This is a genomic window from Pseudomonas rustica (genome assembly GCF_018336155.1).
GTDB lineage: Bacteria > Pseudomonadota > Gammaproteobacteria > Pseudomonadales > Pseudomonadaceae > Aquipseudomonas > Aquipseudomonas rustica.
This window is the reverse complement of sequence record NZ_JAGYHF010000011.1, coordinates 19,794-44,789: the sequence shown is the minus strand read 5'-3', so window position 1 is coordinate 44,789 and position 24,996 is coordinate 19,794. Positions and strand designations below refer to the sequence as shown.

Genomic DNA, 24,996 nt, shown 5'->3' with positions numbered 1-24,996 from the left:
GCTATGAGCGAAGATCGATCGAGCAACGGGCAGAAGTCATGGCTGGGTAAACTCACCCAGGCTTTTGCCCACGAGCCGAAGAACCGTCAGGAGCTTCTCGAGCTGCTGCGTGATGCACATCAGAACAAACTGCTGGACAGCGAAGCGCTGGCCATCGTCGAAGGCGCCATTCAGGTGGCTGACCTGCAAGTACGCGACATCATGGTGCCGCGCTCGCAGATGATCAGCATCAAGGCGACCCAGACACCCCGTGAATTCCTCCCGGCCGTGGTCGACTCGGCCCACTCGCGCTATCCGGTCATCGGCGAAAGCCATGACGACGTGATGGGCGTGCTGCTGGCCAAGGATCTGCTGCCGCTGATCCTCAAGGAAAACGGCGACAGCTTCAACATCAAGGATCTGCTGCGCCCGGCCACGTTCGTGCCGGAGTCCAAGCGTCTGAATGTGTTGCTGCGTGAATTCCGCGCCAACCACAACCACATGGCCATCGTCATCGACGAATACGGCGGCGTGGCCGGTCTGGTGACCATCGAAGACGTGCTGGAACAGATCGTCGGCGACATCGAAGACGAGCACGACGTCGAAGAAGACAGCTACATCAAGCCGCTGCCAAGTGGTGATTTCCTGATCAAGGCCCTGACGCCGATCGAGAACTTCAACGAGTTCTTCGACAGTGAATTCTCCGACGACGAGTTCGACACTGTCGGCGGTCTGGTGATGAGCGCGTTCGGGCACTTGCCAAAACGCAACGAAATCACTGAAATCGGCGCCTATCGTTTCCGCATCCTGAACGCCGACAGCCGTCGGATTCATTTGCTGCGACTCACGCCAATCGCCCGGTAATACCTCTAAGGATTGAAATGCGCTGGACAACCCGCCCCGGCTGGCCCGGTAACCTGCTGGCCGTGGCGGCCGGTGCAATCACCACCTTCGCTCTGGCGCCTTTTAACATCTGGCCGCTGGCCTTGCTCGCAGTCGGTTTGTTCTACGCCGGTCTGCGCGAGCTAAGCCCGCGTCAGGCGCTGGGCCGTGGCTGGTGCTTCGGTTTCGGCCTGTTCGGCGCCGGCACCAGTTGGATCTATTACAGCATCCACCATTTCGGCGGCGCTTCGGTGCTGCTGGCCGGGTTCCTGATGCTGCTGTTTACCGCCGCGATTGCCTGGTTCTTCGCACTGCCCGCCTGGATTTGGGCGCGCTGGTTGCGTCGCAACGAAGCGCCGCTGGCCGACGCCCTCGCTTTTGCTGCGCTGTGGGTTGGTCAGGAAATGTTTCGTGGCTGGTTCCTGACTGGTTTCCCGTGGTTGTACTCGGGTTACAGCCAGCTCGACGGCCCGCTAGCGGGGCTCGCGCCGGTCGGTGGCATGTGGCTGGTGGGGTTCGTGCTGGCACTGACCGCTGCGCTGATCTACAACGCGCCGCGTTTGCTGCAAAGCCGCCGCAAAGCTTTTGTTGTCGCCGGTCTGGTGCTGTTGGTCGGGCCTTGGGTGGCGGGTTTCGCGCTTAAGGGTCACGCCTGGACGAGTCCGTCGGGCGCGCCTTTGAGCGTTGCTGCGATTCAGGGCAACGTCGCGCAAAGCATGAAATGGGATCCGGCCGAGCTCAACGCACAGTTGGCGTTGTACCGTGATCTGAGTTTCCGCTCGAAACCGGTGGATCTGCTGATCTGGCCGGAAACCGCTGTGCCGGTGCTCAAGGAATCTGCCGAAGGCTACCTGAGCATGATGGGCAACTTCGCCGCCGAGCGTAAATCCGCATTGATTACCGGCGTGCCGATCCGCGAGATGGTTCGTCACGAAAAACGCTTCTTCAACGGCATCACCGTGGTCGGCGAAGGCGATGGCACTTACCTGAAGCAGAAACTGGTGCCGTTCGGCGAGTACGTACCGTTGCAGGACGTCCTGCGTGGCTTGATCGCGTTCTTCGATTTGCCGATGTCTGACTTCGCCCGTGGCCCGGCCGATCAGGCGTTGTTGCAAGCCAAGGGTTATCAGATTGCGCCGTTCATCTGCTACGAAGTGGTGTACCCGGACTTCGCTGCCGGCCTGTCGGCGCGCAGTGATTTGCTGCTGACGATCAGCAACGACACTTGGTTCGGCACCTCGATCGGCCCGCTGCAACATTTGCAGATGGCGCAGATGCGCGCACTGGAAGCGGGTCGCTGGATGATCCGCGCGACCAACAATGGCGTAACCGGTTTGATCAACCCGTTCGGGCAGATCACCGAGCAGATTCCGCAGTTTGAACAGGGTGTGCTGTACGGCGAGGTGGTGCCGATGCACAACCTGACGCCGTATCTGCAATACCGCTCGTGGCCGCTGATGATTTTGTGTTTGCTACTGTTTGGCTGGGCACTGATGGCTAGCCGGATCTCAAAAACCCTTTAAAGCAAAAGATCGCAGCCTTCGGCAGCTCCTACAGGGGATTTGTATTCAACCCTTGTAGGAGCTGCCGAAGGCTGCGATCTTTTGATCTTCAGCGGTAAAACAGCGAATACCCCACCTGCCCCACCGCTTCATTCAGCAACTGCCCGCTCTGCCAGATCGATTTGAATTCCGGCAACCAGCCACCAAATGGCCTCGCGTTATCAGTGCCCAAAAAACCCACCGGCGCTGGCACCACTTCAAATCCTGCCTGCTCAAAACTCCACACCGAGCGCGGCATGTGCCACGCCTGCGTCACTACAACCACGCGTTTGATCCCTTGCGGCAATAGAATGTCGGCGCTGAATTTGGCGTTCTCCCACGTCGTACGGCTTTCCCCTTCCTGCCAACGCACGGTCACGCCGAAATCATCACGCAGCGAATCGGCCATCAACTTCGCCTCGGTCGGCGGAGTGCCGTAATGCAGGCCGCCCGAAGTCAAAATCGGCAAGCCCGAGGCCTTGGCCAGGCGCGCCGCATAACGCTGACGTTCAAGCCCGACGCCGGTCGGCTGGTCTTCGCCCCAGGCCAGATCGCCACGCTCACGTCCGGAGCCCAACACCACAATCGCGTCAGCCCGTTGCGCCAGTGTCGCCCATTCCTCACGCGCCAGCGGCGGCTCCCGCTCCAGCGCCTTCGCGCCCCATTGCACAACCACCGGCAGGCTCATCAGCCAGAACCCGCCAAAACCAATGGCAAAACACAATCCAGCCAATCGCGGTCGCGAGCGGCGCAGCCACCACGCAGCCAGCAACAGCAGCAAAAGAATGCCGGGCGGCAATAGAAGTTGTTTGATGAAATAGCGAAAGGGCATCGGGCATCTCCAAAGATGCCCGAAGCCTAAGAGTGTTAATAACGCGTTACAACCAGTAGGTGGGATCCCGTTGAAAAAGATCCGTTTCTTGACCTGCCATGCGCTTACTTGGCCTGCATAGCCCGTACTTTGACGGTGTCTCTGCCGGGCGCCTTGTCCTTGAGCCAGATGACCTTGGCCGAATGTGCTGCATCGAGCTGCTTCACTGCTTGTGACAGGCAGCCGTGCGTTTCACGCTCACTGCGATCCAGATAGGCCTTGACCAGTTTGAACTCAGCGGGGCTCAAGCCACGCAATTCCAGTTCCAGGGGGCGCTCGTCGCGCAGCCGGTCAGCGGTTTTTACTGCGTCCAGGGCCATACCCAGACGGTCGATCAACCTCTCGTACAACTCGGGTTTATTCACGTTTTTTTGCCGTTGCTCCACCATCCCTCACCTCATTGAAGATAAGACTCACTCCCCAGTTAGAGCTTAGCTTCGCTGCACAAACCGGCTGTACGCCGCGACCAACGGCCCCAACGCAAGTATTGCGGGACATGTAGCTGTAATCAGGGTTTCCCTAGGCCAAGCGCGGTCATGTATGCTACGGCGCTTCCTGTAATTCCACTTCCAGCTCGTCCGGGCCAACCCCGGAACCTGCGTTGAAGAGGATTAGGCCACCCCTATCCAGTACAAAAGTAGCCATGCACGAACAATATCAGCCCCGTGAAATTGAAGCCGCCGCCCAGTCGTTCTGGGATGAGCAAAAGTCCTTTGAAGTCAGTGAACAGCCAGGCAAGGAGACTTTCTACTGCCTGTCGATGTTCCCTTACCCCAGCGGCAAGCTACACATGGGGCACGTGCGCAACTACACCATCGGCGACGTGATCTCCCGCTACCAGCGCATGCTCGGCAAGAACGTTCTGCAACCGATGGGTTGGGACGCTTTCGGCATGCCGGCAGAAAACGCCGCAATGAAGAACAACGTAGCCCCGGCCAAGTGGACCTACGAAAACATCGCCTACATGAAAACCCAGCTGCGCAGCCTGGGTCTGGCGGTCGACTGGTCGCGCGAAGTCACCACCTGCAAGCCGGATTACTACCGTTGGGAACAATGGCTGTTCACTCGCCTGTTCGAAAAAGGTGTGATCTACCGTAAAAACGGCACCGTGAACTGGGATCCGATCGACCAGACCGTTCTCGCTAACGAGCAGGTGATCGACGGTCGTGGTTGGCGTTCCGGCGCGCTGATCGAAAAGCGCGAAATCCCGATGTACTACTTCAAGATCACCGCCTACGCGGATGAGCTGCTGGAGAGCCTCGACGAACTGACTGGCTGGCCTGAACAGGTCAAGACCATGCAGCGCAACTGGATCGGCAAATCCCGCGGCATGGAAGTGCAGTTCCCGTACAACGTCGATTCGATCAGCGAAGCCGGCACCCTCAAAGTCTTCACTACCCGTCCGGACACCCTGATGGGCGCGACCTATGTCGCCGTGGCTGCCGAGCACCCGCTGGCCACCCTGGCCGCGAAAAACAACCCTGAGCTGCAAGCGTTCATCGCTGAATGCAAGGGCGGCAGCGTCGCTGAAGCCGACGTCGCCACGCAGGAAAAGAAAGGCCTGCCGACCGGCCTGTTCGTCGAGCACCCGCTGACTGGCGAGAAACTGCCGGTGTGGGTCGCCAACTATGTGCTGATGCACTACGGCGACGGCGCTGTGATGGCGGTACCGGCGCACGACGAGCGCGATTTCGAATTCGCCCACAAGTACAACCTGCCGGTTAAATCGGTCGTACGTACCAGCTCTGGCGACAGCAACCCTGCGCCGTGGCAAGACGCCTACGGCGAGCACGGCACACTGATCAACTCCGGCGAGTTCGACGGTCTGGACTTCGCTGGCGCGTTCGACGCCATGGAAGTCGCCCTGATCAAGAAAGAACTGGGCGCCTCGCGTACTCAGTTCCGCCTGCGCGACTGGGGCATCAGCCGTCAGCGCTACTGGGGCTGCCCGATCCCGATCATCCACTGCGATGCGTGCGGTGACGTGCCGGTGCCGGAAGATCAACTGCCGGTCGTTCTGCCGGAAGACGTGGTGCCGGACGGCGCCGGTTCGCCGCTGGCGCGCATGCCAGAGTTTTACGAATGCAGCTGCCCGAAATGCGGCCAGCCTGCCAAGCGTGAAACCGACACCATGGACACCTTCGTCGAGTCGTCGTGGTATTACGCCCGTTACGCCTCGCCGCACTTTGAAGGCGGTCTGGTCGAGAAATCCGCAGCTGATCACTGGCTGCCGGTCGATCAGTACATCGGCGGTATCGAACACGCGATTCTTCACCTGCTCTACGCGCGCTTCTTCCACAAGCTGATGCGCGATGAAGGTCTGGTGAGCTCCAACGAACCGTTCAAGAACCTGCTGACCCAAGGCATGGTGATCGCCGAAACCTACTATCGTCGCGAAGCCAACGGTGCTTACACCTGGTTCAACCCGGCGGACGTAGAACTCGAGCGTGACAGCAAAGCCAAGGTCATCAGCGCCAAGCTGAAATCCGACGGTCTGCCGGTGGAAATCGGTGGCACCGAGAAAATGGCCAAGTCGAAAAACAACGGCGTCGACCCACAGTCGATGATTGATCAGTTCGGCGCTGACACTTGCCGTCTGTTCATGATGTTCGCCTCGCCGCCTGACATGAGCGCCGAATGGTCGGACTCCGGCGTTGAAGGTTCGCACCGTTTCCTCAAGCGCGTCTGGCGTCTGGCGCAAGCGCACGTTGGTCAGGGCTTGCCGGGCAAGCTCGACATCGCCAGCCTGAATGACGAGCAGAAAGCCGTTCGCCGTTCGATCCACGTGGCCATCAAGCAAGCCAGCCACGACGTCGGCCAGAACCACAAATTCAACACCGCCATCGCTCAGGTGATGACGCTGATGAACGTGCTGGAAAAAGCCGCACAAGGCACCGAACAGGATCGCGCTCTGGTTCACGAAGGTCTGGAAGCCGTGACCTTGTTGCTGGCACCGATCACCCCGCACATCAGCCACGAGCTGTGGAATCAGCTGGGTCACGCCGATGCAGTCATCGACGCCGGTTGGCCAGCCGTGGACGAAAGCGCGCTGGTGCAGGACAGCCTGACCCTGGTGATCCAGGTCAACGGCAAGCTGCGCGGCCAGATCGAAATGCCGGCCAGCGCCACCCGTGAAGAAGTTGAAGCGGCAGCCCGTGGCAACGAAAACGTTCTGCGTTTCGTCGACGGTCTGACCATTCGTAAAGTGATCGTTGTGCCGGGGAAACTGGTCAACATCGTCGCCAGCTAATTGGATCGGGCGTCAGGTTCGCCTGACGCCGAGTAAAACCTTTCGGGCCGCACGGTCGGCCCACCTGGTTTCAAGGGGAGCAACACAATGATCAAACGCAATCTGCTGGTGATGGGCCTCGCCGTTCTGTTGAGCGCCTGCGGTTTCCAGCTGCGCGGCACCGGCACCAACGAACTGGCGATCAAGGAACTCGATCTGAGCGCCCGTAACGCTTACGGCGAGACTGTGACCCAACTGCGCCAGGTGCTGGAATCCAGCGGCGTGAAGGTCGTTTCCGGCGCGCCTTACAAGCTGTTCCTGTCCAACGAGCAGGAAAACCAGCGCATCCTCAGCTACTCGGGTAACGGCACCACCGGCGAATATCAGGTGAGCACCGTGCTCAGCTACGACATTCTCGGCGCCAACAACCTGAACCTGCTGAGCGACAAGCTTGAAGTGCAGAAGGTGTTCATTCACGACGGTAACAACCTCGTCGGTTCCGATCAGGAAGCCAACGACGCCCGTCGCGAAACCCGTCGCGAACTGGTACAGCGCATGATGCTGCGTCTGCAACAGCTGACTCCGGCGCAACTGGATCAACTGCAGGCGACCGCCGATGCCCGCGCCAAGGCAGAAGCCCAGGCCCTGGAAGCGGCGCAGAAAGCTGAAGCGGAAACCCCGCGTCAGTCGCCGCTCGAAGTACCGCAGCAGTAAGATGTTCGGGGCGCTCAGGCGCCCCGTTCGACCTTTCTTATGAAGCTCGCCCCCGCCCAACTCGGTAAACACCTGCAAGGCGCCCTTGCGCCGGTCTACATCATCAGTGGCGATGACCCGCTGCTGTGTCAGGAAGCTGCCGACGCCATCCGCCGTGCTGCCCGCGAGCAAGGTTTCGACGAACGCCAGGTCTTTGCCGCCGACGCCAATTTCGATTGGGGTACGTTGTTGCAGGCCGGCGCCAGCATGTCGTTGTTCGCGGAAAAACGCCTGCTGGAACTGCGTCTGCCCTCGGGCAAACCCGGTGACAAAGGCGCTGCCGCTTTCATCGAATATTGCTCGCGCCCCGCTGAAGACACGGTGCTGCTGATCAGCTTGCCCAAGCTCGATGGCAGTGCGCAGAAAACCAAGTGGGGCAAGGCGCTGGTCGAAGGCCAGCAGACCCAGTTCATTCAGATCTGGCCGGTGGATGCCAATCAGTTGCCGAGCTGGATTCGTCAGCGTCTGTCGCAGGCCGGGTTGTCGGCCAGTCAGGACGCGGTCGAATTGATTGCCGCGCGTGTCGAGGGCAACTTGCTCGCCGCCGCGCAGGAAATCGAAAAGCTCAAGCTGATGGCGGAAGGCGGACAGATCACCGTTGAAACCGTGCAGGCCGCCGTGGCCGACAGCGCACGGTTTGACGTATTCGGCCTGACCGACGCCGTGCTCAACGGCGAACCGGCGCATGCGCTGCGCATGCTCGAAGGCTTGCGCGGTGAAGGTGTCGAGCCGCCGGTGATTCTCTGGGCACTGGCGCGGGAATTGCGCCTGCTGGCCAATATCTCGCTGCAGTACAGTCAGGGCACGCCGCTGGACAAATGTTTCAGTCAGGCGAAACCGCCGGTCTGGGATAAGCGCAAACCGCTGATGAGCAAAGCCCTGCAACGCTACACGGCGCAACGCTGGGCGCAGTTGCTGCTGGAAGCTCAGCGCATTGATGCGCAGATCAAGGGCCAGGCGGCGGGTTCACCGTGGATGAGCTTGAGCCGGTTGGCATTGTTGATGGCTGGCCAACGCCTTTCACTGCCTGCTGAATAAGACCAAAAGATCGCAGCCTTCGGCAGCTCCTACACCGATCCTTGTAGGAACTGCGGCACGCTGCGATCTTTTGCTCTTGTTTCCTACAATGCGCGCCCACATTTTCCCTATAGACAGACGCCCAACATCGGCAGATTATTTCCCCCGCAAAACCCACCCCAATGAGAGAACCCTCATGAGCAAAAAGCCAGCAAAGCATGGCCCCAACAAGGCCAAATCCATCGTCGCCCAGCCCCTGTTCCGCAGTCGCCAGGAACGACCAACCAAGGGTAAAGGCAGCTACCGCCGCGAAGCCTTCCAGTCTGACAGCTGGGAGGCTTCTTACTTTCTGGCTGCTTAAAGCGCAGTACCCCCTGCTCATGTTAAGGTCTGCACTTGACTCGTTTCCCCTGGAACTGTGCATGCCCCTAAGTCTTTCCCATCGTTGGCCCGTTCGCCAATTGATCGCTGCCTCCAGCTTCATCCTGCTTGTCGCCTGCGCGGAAAAACCCACCGCCGCCGATGCGCAACCTCTTCAAGCTGCCCCTGTCGCCACGGCCCCAGCGATCATCCCGCCGGTAGTGCCGTCCGCCGACTCTCTCGATCTTCAGCCGACCCAGACCTTTGCCGAATGGCAAGCAGGCTTCCGTAAGGATGCCTTGGCCGCCGGCATTAGCCCTGAGCTGTTCGATCGCGCATTTGCCAACGTCAGCTTCGACGCGAGCATCATCCGCGCTGACCGCAGCCAGCCGGAGTTCTCCCGCCCGGTGTGGGAATACCTCGATGGCGCGCTGTCGCCGCTGCGCGTACGCAAAGGTCAGGCGCTGATCAATCAGTACGCCGACATTCTGCAAAGCATCGAACAGCGTTACGGCGTCGACCGTCAGGCGCTGGTGTCGGTGTGGGGCATGGAGAGTAACTTCGGCCAGTTCCAGGGCACAAAGTCAGTGATCAATTCGCTGGCCACCCTCGCCTACGAAGGTCGCCGTCCCGGCTTTGCCCATGCGCAATTGATTGCCGCGCTGCAGATCCTGCAACAGGGCGATATCACGCCGGAGAAGATGCTTGGCTCCTGGGCTGGCGCGATGGGCCAGACCCAGTTCATTCCGACCACCTACAACACGCACGCCGTGGATTTTGACGGTGACGGTCGCCGCGACATCTGGGGCAGCCCGGCCGATGCGCTGGCCTCGACCGCGCACTACCTGCAAAGCTCTGGCTGGCAGCGGGGTCAGCCGTGGGGTTTCGAGGTGCAACTGCCGAACGGTTTCAACTACACACTGGCTGACGGTGTGATGCGTAAAAGCGTCGCTGAATGGCGCCAGCTCGGTGTGATTCTGCCGAATGGCGGTCAGGCTCCGGCGGGCTCCGAGCAACTGTCCGCCGCCCTGCTGCTGCCGGCCGGTTATCGTGGCCCGGCGTTCCTGGTGCTGGATAACTTCCGCGCGATCCTCAAGTACAACAATTCTTCGTCGTATGCGTTGGCGGTTGGCTTGTTGTCTGAGCGCTTCAGTGGCGGTGGTCTGATCAACGGCACCTGGCCGAAAGATGACATGCCGCTCAGCCGCAGCGAGCGCATTGAACTGCAGAACCTGTTGAGCGCGCGCAACTTTGATGCGGGCACGGCGGACGGGATTATCGGCGCTAACACGCGTAAGGCGATCCGCAGTGCGCAGCAGTCGTTTGGCTGGCCGGCGGATGGGTATCCGACGCACAAGCTGCTTGAGAGCTTGCGTACTCAGTAGTGGCTCGGTTGTATGGCGACTGACGCCTTCGCGAGCAAGCCCGCTCCCACAGTTGATCGAGTTTCAGCATAAGAACACGGTCGAATGTGGGAGGGGGCTTGCTCCCGAAGACTGACTGTCAGGCGACTTATTTCTAAGCTTTGATCACCACATCCTGCTCCAGCATCAATTCCTTCTTCCCGGCATCCAGCCTTACCAGCGCGCCCATCGGCAACGTCAGGTTCGGATCACAATGCCCGCTGCGCCACCCCGACAACACCGGAATCCGTAACGGCTCGAACGTCTGCTTGAGCAAACGGTTCAACGCATCAATATCCACCCCCGCCACATCCCCGACCAACACCCCGCGCAACCTGGCCAGCTTCCCGGCCAGGCGCATCTGCGTCAGCAAGCGATCGATGCGATACAGCGGCTCGTTGATGTCTTCGATCAGCAGAATCACCCCTTCGACATCAATTTCGTAAGGCGTGCCCAATGTCGCCGCGATCATCGCCAGATTGCCACCGAGCAAACGCCCATGGGCAATGCCGGGCTCAACCGTGGTCAAGGGGTAAGCCACCGGGTGGCTGAGCACACTCCCCGCTTTCAACTGACCGCGCAGCATGGCGAAGAATGACGTCACGGTCGGTGGTTCTTTGTCACCAAGCAGGTCAGCGTTGAGCAGCGGCCCGTGAAAGGTCACAAACCCGGCGTAACGACTGATCGCGAGGTGCAGCGCGGTGATGTCGCTGTAACCGACAAAGGGTTTGGCGTTACGGCTGAGCAGGTCGTAGTCGATCCGATCCAGCAGGCGCGGCGTACCGTAGCCGCCGCGCAGACAAATGATTGCATCGACCTCGGCATCTGCGAACGCTGCGTGCAGATCGTTAAGCCGCACCTCATCGCTGCCAGCCAGATAGCCATCCTTTTCATAGACGCCGGGAAACACCTTCAGCGCATAACCGCGAGCGCGCATCCACTGCACTGCCTTGTCGGTGTCCAGCGCACCCGGCCCGGCAGGCGCGATAACGCCGATCACGCCCTCTGACGGCAACGCCGGCACGGGTTTATGCGGAAAAAGGCTGTGGGTCGGTCGAACGGTCATCCATGGGGCTCCCAGTGTGAAGTCATGCGCACACAGTAGTCAGGAAAGCAGGCAAAAAAAAGCCCGCCGGACTTAAAGCCACGGCGGGCATTTTATTCAGTGCTGAATCAGGAACCCATCAACTCAGCCTTGACCAGCTTCGCTTGCTCGTCGGCGTGATACGACGAACGTACCAGCGGGCCCGACGCAACGTTTTTGAAGCCCATCTTGTAACCTTCTTCGGCGAACCAGGCGAAGGTGTCCGGGTGCACGAAACGCTGCACCGGCAAGTGGCTGCGCGACGGTTGCAGGTACTGGCCGAGGGTCAGCATGTCGATGTCGTGTTCGCGCATGCGCTTCATGACTTCGATGACTTCGTCGTCGGTCTCGCCCAGACCCAGCATCAGGCCGGATTTGGTCGGGATGTGCGGCATCATCTGCTTGAAGCGTTGCAGCAGGGTCAGCGACCACTGGTAATCCGAACCCGGACGCGCAGCCTTGTACAGGCGCGGCACGGTTTCCAGGTTGTGGTTGAACACATCTGGCGGCTCGGCGGCGGTGATTTCCAGCGCGACGTCCATGCGGCCACGATAATCCGGCACGAGGGTTTCCAGTTGCACGTTCGGCGACAGCTTGCGGATTTCGCGGATGCAGTCGGCAAAGTGCTGGGCACCGCCGTCACGCAGGTCGTCGCGGTCAACCGAGGTGATCACCACGTACTTGAGCTTGAGGTCGGCGATAGCGATGGCCAGGCTTTCCGGCTCGTTGACGTCCAGTGGCTTCGGACGACCGTGGCCGACGTCGCAGAACGGGCAGCGACGGGTGCAGATGTCGCCCATGATCATGAAGGTCGCGGTGCCGCCGGAGAAACACTCGCCGAGGTTCGGGCAGGACGCCTCTTCGCAAACGCTGTGCAGCTTGTGTTTGCGCAGCAGGCTCTTGATCCGGTCGACTTCCGGCGAAACCGGGATGCGCACACGAATCCAGTCAGGTTTCTTCGGCAGCTCGGTGGTCGGAATGATCTTTACCGGGATGCGTGCAACCTTCTCGGCGCCGCGCAGCTTGACGCCCGCTTCTACCTTGGGACGCGGGGCCGGGCGCTCGGTCACGTCGAGCGTCGGGATCATGGTTTGCACTGCATCAGTAGTCATATCAGTCGATTCCGCCCGTCAGGGTCGTCTGCTCAGCATAGTCGAGGTGTTTGACGAGCTGCGCGCGCAGCCGGGCACTTACCTCGGCAAATTCAATCGATCCTGCGTGGTCGCTCAGCTGGGTCATCGCCAGCCCGGCATAGCCGCAGGGATTAATCCGTCGAAACGGTTCCAGGTTCATATCCACGTTCAGGGCCAGGCCATGAAAGGAACAACCGTGGCGAATCCGCAAACCCAGAGAAGCGATTTTCGCTCCGTCGACGTAGACGCCGGGAGCATCTGGCTTGGCCGCTGCGGTTACCCCGTAGCTGGCCAGCAGTTCGATCAGGCAAAGCTCCATGCGGCTGACCAGATCACGCACGCCAAAACCCAGCTTGCGTACATCCAGCAACAGGTAAGCGACCAATTGGCCGGGGCCATGATAAGTCACTTGCCCGCCGCGATCGACCTGCACCACCGGGATATCACCCGGCAGCAACAAGTGTTCGGCCTTGCCAGCCTGGCCCTGAGTGAACACCGGCGGGTGTTCGACGAGCCAGATTTCGTCGGCGGCATCGCTGCCGCGTTCGTTGGTAAAGCGTTGCATGGCATGCCAGACCGGCTCGTACGCCATCTGGCCGAGCTCACGAAAGCCCAGCGTGCCGGACATCACAGCACCATGTGCACGAAACCGGTTGCCCGCAGTTCGCTGTTGATGTTGTACAGCTGATCCTGATCGGTCGCCACGATGTGCAACTGGATGGTGGTGTATTTGCCGTTGGTGCTTTGACGCTCGTCGATGCGCTCATCATTGATGGTCGCGTGTTTTTTGACGATGTCGATGATCTTGTCTTTGTTGCCCACACCGGTATCGCTGATCACCTTAACGGGATAATCCGTTACAGGGAATTCGATCTTTGGCGCCTTTACTTCGGTATCGGTCATGGCGTAACGGCCTCTAGAGCGCAAGCCGTGTTAACGCGCATGGCCCCGCACCGGATCGGGGCGGGGCCATGCAGGTCAACACAAATCAGTTGAACAAGCCGAAGAAGAATAGACGGATGCTATCCCACATGCGGCGGAAGATACCACCCTCCTCGACGCCATCCAGAGCGATCAGGTCAGCGCTGTGCACGACCTTGTCTTCCAGTTTGACTTCGACTTTACCGATCACGTCGCCCTTGGCGATAGGCGCGATCAGTTGCGGGTTCATGGTCATGCTCGCAGCGAGCTTCTTCAGCTGGCCTTTTGGCAGGGTCATGGTCAGGTCTTCAGCCAGGCCGGCCTTGACTTGATTGGTGGTGCCTTTCCACACCGGGGCTTGAGCCAGTTCGGTGCCCTTCTGATAGAAGGTCTGGGTTTCGAAGAAGCGGAAACCGTAAGTCAGCAGCTTCTGGGTTTCAGCGGCGCGAGCCACTTCGCTGTTGGTGCCGAACACCACGGCGATCAGACGCTGGCCGTCACGTACAGCCGAGGACACCATGCAGTAGCCGGCTTCGTCGGTGTGACCGGTTTTCAGACCGTCAACGGTCTTGTCGCGCCACAGCAGCAGGTTGCGGTTAGGCTGCTTGATGCCGTTCCAGAAGAACTCTTTCTGCGAGTAGATCGCGTAGTGAGCCGGGTCTTCGTGGATGATCGCGCGGGCCAAAATCGCCATGTCGTGAGCCGACGAGTAGTGCTCAGGGTTTGGCAGACCGGTCGGGTTCATGAAGTGGGTATTGGTCATGCCCAGATCGGTGACCGTCTTGTTCATCAGGTCGGCGAATGCGTCTTCGCTGCCGGCGATGTGCTCGGACAGCGCGACGCTGGCGTCGTTGCCGGACTGGATGATGATGCCGTGCAGCAGGTCGCTGACAGTCACCTGCGAGCCAACCTTGATGAACATCCGCGAACCGCCGGTGCGCCAGGCGTTTTCGCTGACGGTCACCGGATCGTTTTCACCGATCTGGCCGCGACGGATTTCCAGGGTCGCGATGTACGCGGTCATCAGTTTGGTCAGGCTGGCCGGTGGCAGACGCTGGTCACCATTGTTCTCTACCAGCACGTTGCCGCTGCTGGCGTCCATCAGAACGTAGGCTTTGGCGGCCAGTTGTGGTGGCGACGGCATCATCTCGGCCGCGAAGGCGGCTGGCGAGAGGAGCAGCGGGACTAGCAGACACAGGCGTTTGGCAAAGGTGGTGATGTTCATCCGTCTCTCGAAATCGCTAATGGAAACTGCCCTTGCGGACAAAATTTAATCAGATGGCTTTCTAACGGGCCATCGCGGGTTCAGTTGCTCACTCCAGTCACCCTTGCCGGGCTTTTGTTCTTCGACGAGCCAACAACCTGGTTCACCCCCCAATCGCTGGTGAACCGTCAATCAAGTTCTACGTTGCTACTTATTCAGTGACCACACTTGGCGAACCAAGGTTGGCCAGGCGCACGCTGTTCTGCACCTGGGCAATTTCACCCGGCGAGCCGATCGGCCCCAGGCGAACCCGATGCAGGGTCTGCTGATTGCGCACGATCGAGCTGATAAACACCGGAGCGCTCACCATCCCGCTGAGCTTCGACCTCAGGAGTTCTGCAGCGTCCGGGTTGGCGAACGCGCCCACCTGCAGATACTGGCCAGTTGCTGTTGCAGAAGCGTTTTTTTTTGCACTCATCGGCACGGGGACGGTGTCGGAGGCATGTTGCTGCGGTGGCGGCGTCCATTGCTCGACGGTGCCGGCCGAGGCCGTGATCACCGGCGCGCTGTTCTGCGCGACCTGCGGCTCGTTGAGCATCAGCGGTGCCGGACGGCCCTTGGCGGCCCAGTATTGCTGCGGATCGATGCCTTCGACCTTGACGCGCGCAGTGCCGGTTTCGGCGTAACCGAGTTTTTTCGCGGCGGCGTAGGACAAGTCGATGATGCGATCGGAATAGAACGGCCCACGGTCATTAACCCGCAGAATCACTGTGCGGTTATTGTCCAGGTTGGTCACCCGAACGTAACTTGGCAGTGGCAATGTCTTGTGGGCGGCACTCATGCCGTACAGGTCGTAGACCTCGCCGTTGGCGGTGTTCTGACCGTGAAACTTGGTGCCGTACCAGGACGCCGTGCCAGACGCGACGTAGGTCTTGGATTCCTGCAACGGGAAGTAGGTTTTGCCCAGTACGGTGTACGGGTTGGCCTTGTACGGGCCGGTGTGCAGGGTCGGTGTGGCGTCGGGAATACGCGAGACATCGACGTCCCACCACGGTGCGCCGTCTTTGTGCGCACGGTTGATGTCCAGACCCGGCTGCGCACGCACAGCAGTGGATGAGGTTGTTTTCGGCGTCGGCGAACGGCTGGTCGTGCAACTGGCGACCAGTACTGCCAACGCAGCGAAGGCCACCAGCTTCAGGGGTTTATTGTTAGGCAATGCCTGCATTACTTGACGCCCCGTGCTTGTACCAGCTGTTCAGACAGTTGATGTACGGCCATGGCGTACATCACGCTGCGGTTATAACGCGTGATCGCGTAGAAATTCTTCAGGCCCATCCAGTATTCAGGGCCGTTCTCGCCTTCGAGGCGAAATGCAGTAACCGGCATATCATCGCGCAGCGCATCATGACTTGACCAGCCCAGCGCCCGCAACTCTCCGACCGTTTTTGTCGGCTCGATGCCGGTGGTCAGACCTTCATCGACCTGCTCGCCACGGACATCGGCGCGGCTGACCACGGGCTCACCCGCGACCCAGCCGTGACGTTTGAAATAGCTGGCAACGCTGCCGATCGCATCGTCCGGGTTGTTCCAGATATTGATGTGGCCGTCACCGTCAAAATCCACCGCGTAGGCGCGGAAGCTGCTCGGCATGAATTGCGGCAAGCCCATCGCCCCGGCGTACGAGCCTTTGAGGGTCAATGGATCGACCTGTTCCTCACGCGCCAGCAGCAGGAATTCACGCAGTTCCTTGCGGAAAAATTCGGCACGGGGAGGATAGTCGAAACCGAGCGTCGACAAGGCATCGATCACCCGAAAATTACCGGTATTACGTCCGAAAAAGGTCTCGACGCCGATGATCGACACGATGACTTGTGCCGGCACGCCGTATTCCTGCTCGGCACGGGCCAGCGTAGCCTCGTGCTGACGCCAGAAGTCCACACCACGGGCGATGCGCGCGTCGGTGATGAACATCGGGCGATATTCTTTCCACTGTTTGACCCGCTCGGCAGGTCGGGAGATGGCGTCGAGAATCGACTGCTTGCGCTGCGCCTCGCGGAACACACCCATCAGTTGTTCACCGGCGAAACCATAATCGCGGGTCATTTCACCGACGAACTCGGCCACCTGAGGTGAGCCTTCGTATTCGCCGGCCAGCGCTTCCTGCACGCTCCCAAGGAGGCCAACCAGGCCAACCCACGGCGCGCATCGAGTCGCCCAGCCACGCATTACTTGCATTGAACTCTTCACCTTATTCAAACCTGTGCGATCCACTTGCGATGGGTATGGATCGACATCAAAACCCCAAACGCTGACAGCAGCGTCACCAGCGAAGTTCCTCCGTAGCTAATGAACGGCAACGGCACCCCTACAACCGGCAACAGGCCACTGACCATACCGATGTTGACGAAAACGTAAACAAAAAACGTCATGGTCAACGAACCGGCAAGCAATTTACCGAACAGCGTTTGCGCCTGAGCGGTGATCACCAGCCCCCGGCCAATCAGCAATAGATAGATCAGCAACAACGCGCAGATGCCCACCAGGCCGAACTCTTCGCCCAGTACGGCAATGATGAAGTCGGTGTGGCTTTCCGGCAGAAAATCCAAGTGCGACTGAGTACCGAGCAGCCAGCCTTTGCCGAACACGCCGCCGGAGCCGATCGCCGCTTTCGACTGAATGATGTTCCAGCCGGTGCCTAACGGATCGCTTTCCGGATCGAGGAACGTCAGGATCCGTTGCTTCTGGTAGTCGTGCATGATGAAAAACCACATCGCCACCGACACCGGAATCGCCGCCGCCAGCACGCTGAGAATCCAGCGCCAGCGCAAGCCACCCATAAACAATACGAAAGCGCCGCCAGCAAGAATCAGCAGCGAAGTACCCAAGTCAGGCTGGCGGACGATCAGCACAAACGGCACACCGATCAGCATCAAACTGATACCGACGTGCTTGAGTTGCGGCGGCAACGTGCGTTTGGACAGGTACCAGGCAATGGTCGCCGGCATCAGGATCTTCATGAATTCCGAGGGCTGGAAGCGGATCACCCCGGGAATGTTGATCCAGCGCGTTGCGCCCATGGCGTTGTGGCCCATGATGTCCACGACCATCAGCAGCACCACCCCGACCACATAACCGAGCGGCACCCAACGCGCCATGAACCGCGGTTCGAGCTGGGCGATGACGATCATCGACACCAGGCCGATGCCAAACGAGGTGGCTTGTTTGGCCAGCAGATCCCAGCTCTTGCCACTCGCTGAATACAGCACGAACAGGCTGCCGGCGGCGAGGATCAGCAACAGAATCAACAACGGGCCATCGATGTGCAGACGTTGCAGCAACGTCGCACGACGACGCATCACATCCTCGCTAGAGAGCATGCGATCAAAATTATTCATCACGGGCCGTAGCCTCCGCACTGATTGGGCTGGCGTATTCGGCCTTCAATCGACCTTCGGGATCGAGCAGCCAGGCGTCCATGACCTGACGCACTACGGGCGCGGCAACGCCGGAACCGGACTCACCGTTCTCGACCATCACCGAAACAACGATTCGCGGATCGTCAGCCGGGGCGAAACCGACGAACAAGGCGTGGTCGCGGTGGCGCTCCTGAACCTTGGAGCGGTCGTACTTCTCACCCTGCTTGATCGCCACAACTTGCGCGGTACCGGACTTGCCGGCAATGCGGTATTGCGCGCCGATCGCGGCTTTACGCGCAGTCCCCCGCGCGCCATGCATCACCTGCTGCATGCCGTGGTTGACCTTGTTCCAGTCCGACGGATCGCGCAGAACAATGTCTGGCATCGGGTTTTCGTCCACCGGTTTCTGCCCTTCGAGGGACTTGGCCAGATGCGGACGGTTCCAGATGCCTTTGTTGGCGACCAGCGCGGTGGCCTGCGCCAATTGCAGCGGGGTTGATTGCATGTAGCCCTGGCCGATCCCGAGGATCAGGGTTTCGCCCGGGAACCAGGCCTGCTTGCGCGTCGCTCGCTTCCATTCGCGCGATGGCATCAGGCCGGGGGATTCTTCGAACATGTCCAGCGAGACCTTTTGGCCAATGCCGAACTTGTTCATGTAAGCCGACAACCGATCGATGCCGAGCTTGTGCGCGAGGTCATAGAAGTAGGTGTCGTTGGAACGCATGATCGCCGTGTCGAGGTCGACGAAGCCGTCACCGGTGCGGTTCCAGTTACGGTATTTGTGATCGTAGTTGGGCAGCATGTAGTAGCCCGGGTCGAACACTCGGCTCGACGCCGTAATCACCCCGGAATCGAGGCCGGCAATCGCCACCGCAGGCTTGATCGTCGAGCCCGGCGGGTACAGACCACGCAGTACGCGGTTGAACAGCGGCCGGTCGATGGAATCGCGCAACTCGGCGTAAGCCTTGAAGCTGATGCCGGTGACGAACAGGTTCGGGTCGAAGCTCGGCTGACTGACCATCGCCAGCACTTCGCCGGTCTTCGGATCGAGCGCAACCACCGCGCCACGACGACCGCCCAGTGCGGCTTCGGCGGCTTCCTGCAGTTTGATGTCCAGGCTCAGAACGATGTCTTTGCCGGGAATCGGATCGGTACGCTTGAGCACGCGCAACACGCGGCCACGGGCGTTGGTTTCCACTTCTTCGTAACCGACCTGACCGTGCAATTCCGGCTCGTAGAAACGCTCGATGCCGGTCTTGCCGATGTGGTGGGTGCCGCTGTAGTTGACCGGATCGAGGCTCTTCAGCTCTTTCTCGTTGATCCGCCCCATGTAACCCACCGAGTGCGCAAAATGCGCGCCCTGCGGGTAGTGACGAACCAATTGCGCCACCACTTCGACGCCCGGCAGACGGAACTGATTCACCGCGATGCGGGCGATCTGTTCTTCGCTCAGCTCGAACAGGATCGGCACTGGCTCGAACGGCCGGCGCCCCTGACGCATGCGCTTTTCGAAAATCACCCGGTCTTCCGGCGTCAGCTCAAGCACTTCGACGATGACGTCAAGCACCTGCTGCCAGTCGCCGGAACGCTCGCGGGTCATGCTCAGGCTGAAGCTCGGGCGGTTGTCCGCCACCACCACGCCGTTGCGGTCGAAAATCAACCCGCGCGTAGGCGGAATGGGCTGCACATGGACGCGGTTGTTTTCCGAGAGCGTCGAGTGATAGTCGTACTGGATCACCTGCAAGTAATACAGCCGCGCGATCAACACGCCAATCAACAGCACAATCGCCACGGCCCCGAACACGACGCGGCTACGCACCAGGCGTGCGTCCTTTTCGTGGTCCTTGATGCGGATCGGCTGAGACATGAGGGCAGGATTACTTGTGGTAAGGGTGACCGGACAGCACGGTCCAGGCACGGTACAACTGTTCGCCGATCAGAATCCGCACCAGCGGGTGCGGCAACGTCAGCGGCGACAACGACCAGCGTTGATCAGCGCGGGCACAGACTTCCGGCGCCAGCCCTTCCGGGCCACCGACCATGAAATTGACCGTGCGCGAATCCAGCCGCCAACGATCGAGTTCGACCGCAAGCTGCTCGGTGCTCCAGGGCTTGCCATGGACTTCGAGGGTCACAATTCGCTCATTCGGCCCGACCTTGGCCAGCATGGCTTCGCCTTCCTGACGGATGAAGCGGGCCACGTCGGCATTCTTGCCACGGGTGTTGAGCGGAATTTCCACCAGTTCCAGCGCCAGCTCGGAAGGAAGACGCTTGGCATATTCATGCCAGCCTTCTTCCACCCATTTGGGCATGCGTGAACCGACGGCGATCAGGCGCAGTCGCACAGCAATCCCTTACAGCTGGTCTTTGTTGAGCTTGGTGAAATGCTCGTGGGTGTTTTCCGGGCTGTGATGCTTTGCATCCGCCGCACGGCTTTGCTCGGCGCCGGCCCACAGACGCTCCAGGTCGTAGAACTGACGCGCCGAGGCGGTCATCATGTGCACGATCACGTCGTCCATATCCAGCAGAACCCAGTCGCTGTCGCCCTTGCCTTCTTCACCCAATGGCTTGACGCCCTGGGCTTTGACCGCTTCGCGAACCTTGTCCAGCATCGCGCCGATCTGGCGGTTGGAGGTACCGGTGGCGATGATCATGAAGTCGGTGATGCTTTGCTTGTCGCGAACATCCAGGATCTGGATGTCTTGCGCCTTGACGTCTTCAAGGGCAGCGACAGCGACTTTGACCAGCTCTTCGCCAGCCAGCTCTGGGCCGGTTTTTACTTCGACCGGCAGCGGTGCGCTCTTGAACGTGCCTTTGCGCTTAACTTTGCTTACGTCTTTGTCAGTCATATAAAACTCGTTTTGCTCGTGTATTCGGCGGCTTGGGGACACGGTGATTCGTATCAGTGAAGCACGCCTTGTTCAGTTCGACGCACGGTATAGACCGTGCGCATCGATGTAGGCCAGGACCGCGTCGGGCACCAGGAAACGTACCGACTTACCGCTGGCCAGCAGTTGACGGATCTGGGTGGCGGAAACCGCGAGCGGTGTCTGCCAGACGAATGCAATCTGTCCGCTCGGCCCTTTCAGGGCCAGCGGGTCGCTCACCGAACGCGCTGCCAGCAGGTTGCGCAAGGCATCCGGCGGTTCGCTGTCGGCGTCCGGGCGCTGTAGCACCAGGATGTGGCAATGCTGGAGCAACTCTTCCCAGCGATGCCAAGTGGGCAGGCCGCAAAATGCGTCCCAGCCCAAAAGCAGAAAAACCTGGGTCTCGGCGGGCATTTCGGCGCGCATCAACTCCAGGGTATCAATAGTCCAGGACGGCTTGTCCCGCTGTAACTCACGGGCGTCCACCAGCAGTGGCGGCACGCCGGCCACTGCGCATTCAACCATCGCCAGCCGATCCTGCGCCGACACCTGCGGCATGCCGCGATGCGGTGGCCGCGCGTTCGGCATCAAGCGCAACTCGTCGAGCGCCAGCGCTTCGGCGACTTCCAGCCCACCGCGCAAATGGCCGATGTGCACCGGGTCGAACGTGCCGCCCAGAACGCCAATGCGTTGAGGTCGAACGTCTTTGCCGGCGGGCACCGTGGTCAGGTCGAGGTCGGTCAACTCAGACCGTCGCCTGGCCGCGCAACTGGCCATCACCGACCACGATGTACTTCTCGCAGGTCAGTCCTTCGAGGCCCACCGGGCCGCGGGCGTGCAGCTTATCAGTAGAAATGCCGATCTCGGCACCCAATCCGTATTCAAATCCATCGGCGAAGCACGTCGGGGTGTTGATCATCACCGACGCCGAGTCGACTTCCGCCACAAACCGGCGGGTGTCGGCGAGGTTTTCGCTGACGATCGAGTCGGTGTGATGCGAGCCGTAATGGTTGATGTGTTCAATTGCCTGATCCAGCCCGTCGACCACGCGGATCGACAAAATCGGCGCCAGATATTCAGTGTTCCAGTCGTCTTCACTGGCCGCGACCGCTTCGATGATTGCCCGGGTGCGCTCGCAACCACGCAGTTCGACGCCTTTTTCGCGGAACCGAGCGGCCATCGCCGGCAGGAAATCCTTGGCAACAGTTTGATCGACCAGCAACGTCTCCATCGCACCGCAAATACCGTAACGATAAGTCTTGGCGTTGAAGGCAATGCGCTGGGCTTTCGCCAGATCGGCGTGGGCACTCACGTAAACATGGCAGATGCCGTCCAGGTGTTTGATCACCGGCACACGGGCATCGCGGCTGATGCGTTCGATCAGGCCACGGCCACCTCGCGGCACGATCACGTCGACGTACTCAGGCATGGTGATCATCGCGCCAACGGCGGCACGGTCGGTGGTTTCGACCACTTGCACCACCGCCGCCGGCAGTTCTGCCTCGGCCAGTCCGCGCTGAATGCACGCGGCAATCGCCCGGTTGGAGTGAATCGCTTCGGAGCCACCGCGCAGAATCGTCGCATTCCCGGACTTCAGGCACAGGCTGGCGGCATCGATGGTCACGTTCGGCCGGGATTCATAGATGATCCCGATCACGCCCAGCGGCACGCGCATCTTGCCGACTTGAATGCCCGACGGGCGAAAACTCATGTCACGGATCGCGCCGACCGGATCCGGTAGCGCTGCCACCTGACGCAGGCCGACGATCATGCCGTCGATGCGCGCCGGGGTCAGTTCCAGACGCTCCAGCAGTGCCGGTTCCAGACCATTGGCGCGACCGGCGGCCAGATCCTGCTCATTGGCTGCAGCAAGCTCGGCGCGAGCGGCGTCCAAGGCATTGGCAGCAGCCTGCAGGGCGCGGTTTTTCTGCGCGGTGCTGGCACGGCCGATGACCCGGGAAGCTTCGCGGGCGGCGCGACCCAATCGGGTCATGTAGTCAAGAACGGACTCAGTCATGGTCTGCTGGGGTCTTGGCAAAGAGGAAAGCGGCAGATTATAGCTGTCGCGTCCCGGGACTAACAGCGGTGACGGGCGGATGGTCGAAATGGACTGCAATTTGCCGACGTTCAGCCGTAATTAAGCATTGAATTGTTATCATCACGACCTCATCAGCCCGGATAAACATCGTTTGCCATGTCCAACCTGACTGTTCGCGCCAGCGCCGAGCGCCAGCCTGCGGGGCTTGCCGACGCTTTTTTCGACCGTGACGCACAAGTCCTCGCCAAGGATCTGCTCGGCAAAGTCATTCGCCATCGCGTTGGCGGTCTTTGGCTGAGCGCGCGGATCATCGAAACCGAAGCCTATTACTGCGCAGAGAAAGGCAGCCATGCCTCGCTCGGTTACACAGAAAAGCGTAAGGCTTTGTTTCTGGATGGCGGACACATCTATATGTATTACGCCCGAGGCGGTGATTCGCTGAATTTCAGCGCACAGGGCCCGGGCAATGCCGTGCTGATTAAATCGGCCTATCCATGGGTCGATGAAGTCAGCGGGCCGGCGAGCCTGGCGCAGATGCTGCTGAACAATCCTGACGCTCAAGGGCGTGCGCGACCGTCGCAGAAACTCTGTGCCGGGCAGACTTTGCTGTGCAAGGCGCTGGGGTTAAAGGTGCCGATGTGGGACGCCAAGCGTTTCGATCACGAATTGATTCTGGTCGAAGACACCGGCCCGGCGCCGTCGCAGATTGTTCAAACCACGCGACTGGGCATCCCCCATGGCCGTGACGAACACCTGATGTACCGCTTCGTCGACGGCGCTTATGCGCAATGGTGCACGCGGAACCCGCTGCGCCGCGGTCAGGTCGAAGGCCGGGATTATTTTTTGCTGTAAACACAAACCCCTGTAGGAGCTGCCGAAGGCTGCGATCTTTTGATCTTTTAAAAACAAAGATCGCAGCCTTCGGCAGCTCCTACAGGGGATCATCAATGGTTTGGAGTTTTTTGGTATGGGCCCATGGCTCGATAGCGTGACCGGTTGGCTGGCGGCCAATCCGGAGTGGCTGGCCGTAGCGGTGTTCATTGTTGCCTGCGTGGAATGCCTGGCGATTGCCGGATTGATCGTGCCCGGCACGGTGTTGTTGTTTGCCGTGGCCGTGTTGGCCGGCAGCGGTGCGCTGTCGTTGAGCGAAACCTTGCTGCTGGGTTTCCTCGGCGGGATTCTCGGCGATGCGATTTCGTATTTCCTCGGTCGCCACTTCCACCAGAACATCCGCCGTCTGCCGGGCTTGCGCCATCACCCGGAATGGATGGCCGGCGCAGAAAGCTATTTCCAGCGATATGGCATCGCCAGTCTGCTGGTCGGTCGCTTTATCGGCCCGTTGCGACCAATGCTGCCAATGGTCGCCGGCATGTGCGACATGCCGTTCCCGCGTTTTGCCGCCGTCAGTCTTCTGGCCGCCGCCGGCTGGAGCGTCGCCTATCTGCTGCCAGGCTGGGCCACTGGCGCGGCGATTCGTCTGCCGCTGCCGGAAGGTTTCTGGCTACAGGCCGGGATAGTCGCGGCAAGCATTGCGGTCATGGTCGGCCTCAGCGTCAACAGCAGCCTGCGCCGCCATCGTCGCGCGACGATCTGGATCAGCAGCATGAGCCTGTTGATTCTGATTGGCCTGTTCATTGGTTACCCGTACCTGACGGCGCTCGACCAAGGCGTGATGACGCTGGTGCAGGAGCATCGCCAGCCGCTGCTCGATGAGATCGCGGTGACGTTCACCCTGATCGGCGAATTCCGCAACATGCTGATGTTCAGCGCCCTGCTCACCGGTCTGTTGCTGCTGTGCCGGCAATGGCGCCAGGCAATCTTTGCCGGCGGCGTGTTGCTCTGCACAGCGATGCTCAATACCGGCACCAAGATGTTTTTCGCGCGGGTGCGTCCGGAAGTACTGAGTGATCCGCTGACCAGTTACAGCATGCCGAGCGGCCACGCGTCGGGGTCGTTCGCGCTGTTTCTGGTGCTCGCGGTGTTGGCTGGTCGCGGCCAACCGCCACGCATGCGCCTGACCTGGCTGTTTGTCGGTTGCATTCCGGCTCTGTCGATTGCCTTGTCGCGGGTGTATCTGGGGGCGCATTGGCCGACGGATATTCTCGCCGGCGCGATGCTCGCGGCGTGCGTGTGTGCGGCGGGGTTGTGGTTGAGCCAGCGCAAAGAGCCGCTGAATGCCATGCCGTTCAAGGTCTGGTGGCTGATTTTGCCAGCGTTGCTGGTGTTGTTCAGTTTGTTTGTGTTTAGGCATTTGCCGAACACGATGTTGCGTTACGCGTATTGAAGATCAAAAAATCG

General features: G+C 60.3%; 24 protein-coding genes. 9 read left to right on the top strand and 15 right to left on the bottom strand.

Features of this window, described 5'->3' with window-relative positions:
- The first annotated feature begins 3 nt into the window (after positions 1 to 3).
- Positions 4 to 843 (top strand): HlyC/CorC family transporter, encoded by an 840-nt coding sequence (locus KFS80_RS20695; RefSeq protein ID WP_007909641.1) that lies wholly within the window; start codon positions 4 to 6, stop codon positions 841 to 843.
- A 17-nt stretch (positions 844 to 860) separates the two neighbouring features.
- Positions 861 to 2,384: an apolipoprotein N-acyltransferase gene (gene lnt / locus KFS80_RS20690; protein ID WP_212545748.1), complete on the top strand. Its 1,524-nt coding sequence runs from the start codon at positions 861 to 863 to the stop codon at positions 2,382 to 2,384.
- Between the two features lie 88 nt (positions 2,385 to 2,472).
- Here lnt and KFS80_RS20685 read toward each other — a convergent pair whose 3' ends face one another.
- Positions 2,473 to 3,234: a YdcF family protein gene (locus KFS80_RS20685; protein ID WP_212545747.1), complete on the bottom strand. Its 762-nt coding sequence runs from the start codon at positions 3,232 to 3,234 to the stop codon at positions 2,473 to 2,475.
- Between the two features lie 104 nt (positions 3,235 to 3,338).
- A complete protein-coding gene (locus KFS80_RS20680; protein WP_053124151.1) occupies positions 3,339 to 3,662 on the bottom strand; it encodes a hypothetical protein in 324 nt (107 codons plus the stop codon).
- A 254-nt stretch (positions 3,663 to 3,916) separates the two neighbouring features.
- Between KFS80_RS20680 and leuS the strand changes: the two genes are divergently transcribed.
- The 5 genes from leuS to KFS80_RS20655 all read left to right on the top strand — a co-directional run bounded on the left by leuS (position 3,917) and on the right by KFS80_RS20655 (position 10,017).
- Positions 3,917 to 6,523 carry a leucine--tRNA ligase gene (leuS, locus tag KFS80_RS20675; RefSeq protein WP_212545746.1) on the top strand — a complete coding sequence of 869 codons (2,607 nt, stop codon included), beginning with the start codon at positions 3,917 to 3,919 and terminating at the stop codon, positions 6,521 to 6,523.
- An 87-nt stretch (positions 6,524 to 6,610) separates the two neighbouring features.
- Positions 6,611 to 7,216 (top strand): LPS-assembly lipoprotein LptE, encoded by a 606-nt coding sequence (locus KFS80_RS20670; protein WP_053124154.1) that lies wholly within the window; start codon positions 6,611 to 6,613, stop codon positions 7,214 to 7,216.
- A 39-nt stretch (positions 7,217 to 7,255) separates the two neighbouring features.
- A complete protein-coding gene (gene holA / locus KFS80_RS20665) occupies positions 7,256 to 8,293 on the top strand; it encodes a DNA polymerase III subunit delta (protein WP_212545745.1) in 1,038 nt (345 codons plus the stop codon).
- Positions 8,294 to 8,468: 175 nt separating this feature from the next.
- Entirely contained in the window at positions 8,469 to 8,633 is a 165-nt protein-coding gene (gene arfA, locus KFS80_RS20660) for an alternative ribosome rescue factor ArfA (protein WP_053124158.1), read from the top strand.
- Between the two features lie 61 nt (positions 8,634 to 8,694).
- Positions 8,695 to 10,017, top strand: coding sequence for a lytic murein transglycosylase (locus KFS80_RS20655; RefSeq protein ID WP_212545744.1), 1,323 nt, complete (start codon positions 8,695 to 8,697; stop codon positions 10,015 to 10,017).
- A 133-nt stretch (positions 10,018 to 10,150) separates the two neighbouring features.
- Here KFS80_RS20655 and KFS80_RS20650 read toward each other — a convergent pair whose 3' ends face one another.
- From KFS80_RS20650 to KFS80_RS20590, 13 genes are all read right to left on the bottom strand, one after another.
- Positions 10,151 to 11,101: a S66 peptidase family protein gene (locus KFS80_RS20650; protein WP_212545743.1), complete on the bottom strand. Its 951-nt coding sequence runs from the start codon at positions 11,099 to 11,101 to the stop codon at positions 10,151 to 10,153.
- A gap of 107 nt (positions 11,102 to 11,208) precedes the next feature.
- Positions 11,209 to 12,207, bottom strand: coding sequence for a lipoyl synthase (gene lipA, locus KFS80_RS20645; RefSeq protein ID WP_212545835.1), 999 nt, complete (start codon positions 12,205 to 12,207; stop codon positions 11,209 to 11,211).
- A 25-nt stretch (positions 12,208 to 12,232) separates the two neighbouring features.
- Positions 12,233 to 12,880, bottom strand: coding sequence for a lipoyl(octanoyl) transferase LipB (lipB, locus tag KFS80_RS20640; protein WP_038361904.1), 648 nt, complete (start codon positions 12,878 to 12,880; stop codon positions 12,233 to 12,235).
- Positions 12,880 to 13,155, bottom strand: coding sequence for a DUF493 domain-containing protein (locus KFS80_RS20635; protein ID WP_039761816.1), 276 nt, complete (start codon positions 13,153 to 13,155; stop codon positions 12,880 to 12,882). The genes lipB and KFS80_RS20635 overlap by 1 nt, the downstream gene beginning before the upstream one ends.
- Before the next feature lie 85 nt (positions 13,156 to 13,240).
- The gene (locus KFS80_RS20630; protein ID WP_053124166.1) at positions 13,241 to 14,398 is read right to left on the bottom strand and encodes a D-alanyl-D-alanine carboxypeptidase family protein; all 1,158 of its coding nucleotides are present in this window, start codon (positions 14,396 to 14,398) and stop codon (positions 13,241 to 13,243) included.
- Positions 14,399 to 14,588: 190 nt separating this feature from the next.
- The gene (locus KFS80_RS20625; RefSeq protein ID WP_159814959.1) at positions 14,589 to 15,602 is read right to left on the bottom strand and encodes a septal ring lytic transglycosylase RlpA family protein; all 1,014 of its coding nucleotides are present in this window, start codon (positions 15,600 to 15,602) and stop codon (positions 14,589 to 14,591) included.
- Positions 15,602 to 16,612 (bottom strand): lytic murein transglycosylase B, encoded by a 1,011-nt coding sequence (mltB, locus tag KFS80_RS20620; RefSeq protein WP_053124170.1) that lies wholly within the window; start codon positions 16,610 to 16,612, stop codon positions 15,602 to 15,604. Before mltB ends, KFS80_RS20625 begins: the two co-directional genes overlap by 1 nt.
- Positions 16,613 to 16,629: 17 nt before the next feature.
- Positions 16,630 to 17,733 (bottom strand): rod shape-determining protein RodA, encoded by a 1,104-nt coding sequence (gene rodA / locus KFS80_RS20615; RefSeq protein ID WP_053124173.1) that lies wholly within the window; start codon positions 17,731 to 17,733, stop codon positions 16,630 to 16,632.
- A gap of 31 nt (positions 17,734 to 17,764) precedes the next feature.
- Positions 17,765 to 19,660: a penicillin-binding protein 2 gene (gene mrdA / locus KFS80_RS20610; protein WP_053124174.1), complete on the bottom strand. Its 1,896-nt coding sequence runs from the start codon at positions 19,658 to 19,660 to the stop codon at positions 17,765 to 17,767.
- A gap of 10 nt (positions 19,661 to 19,670) precedes the next feature.
- Entirely contained in the window at positions 19,671 to 20,138 is a 468-nt protein-coding gene (rlmH, locus tag KFS80_RS20605; protein WP_003185785.1) for a 23S rRNA (pseudouridine(1915)-N(3))-methyltransferase RlmH, read from the bottom strand.
- 9 nt (positions 20,139 to 20,147) lie between these two features.
- The gene (gene rsfS, locus KFS80_RS20600) at positions 20,148 to 20,642 is read right to left on the bottom strand and encodes a ribosome silencing factor (protein WP_053124176.1); all 495 of its coding nucleotides are present in this window, start codon (positions 20,640 to 20,642) and stop codon (positions 20,148 to 20,150) included.
- 72 nt (positions 20,643 to 20,714) lie between these two features.
- A complete protein-coding gene (gene nadD / locus KFS80_RS20595) occupies positions 20,715 to 21,437 on the bottom strand; it encodes a nicotinate-nucleotide adenylyltransferase (RefSeq protein WP_246541964.1) in 723 nt (240 codons plus the stop codon).
- Positions 21,406 to 22,677 carry a glutamate-5-semialdehyde dehydrogenase gene (locus KFS80_RS20590; RefSeq protein WP_212545742.1) on the bottom strand — a complete coding sequence of 424 codons (1,272 nt, stop codon included), beginning with the start codon at positions 22,675 to 22,677 and terminating at the stop codon, positions 21,406 to 21,408. The genes nadD and KFS80_RS20590 overlap by 32 nt, the downstream gene beginning before the upstream one ends.
- A 177-nt stretch (positions 22,678 to 22,854) precedes the next feature.
- On the opposite strand from KFS80_RS20590, the gene KFS80_RS20585 reads away from it, so the two are divergent.
- Together KFS80_RS20585 and KFS80_RS20580 are read left to right on the top strand one after the other, a co-directional pair.
- The gene (locus tag KFS80_RS20585) at positions 22,855 to 23,550 is read left to right on the top strand and encodes a DNA-3-methyladenine glycosylase (protein ID WP_212545741.1); all 696 of its coding nucleotides are present in this window, start codon (positions 22,855 to 22,857) and stop codon (positions 23,548 to 23,550) included.
- A 115-nt stretch (positions 23,551 to 23,665) separates the two neighbouring features.
- Positions 23,666 to 24,982: a bifunctional DedA family/phosphatase PAP2 family protein gene (locus KFS80_RS20580; RefSeq protein WP_212545740.1), complete on the top strand. Its 1,317-nt coding sequence runs from the start codon at positions 23,666 to 23,668 to the stop codon at positions 24,980 to 24,982.
- Positions 24,983 to 24,996 lie beyond the last annotated feature (14 nt).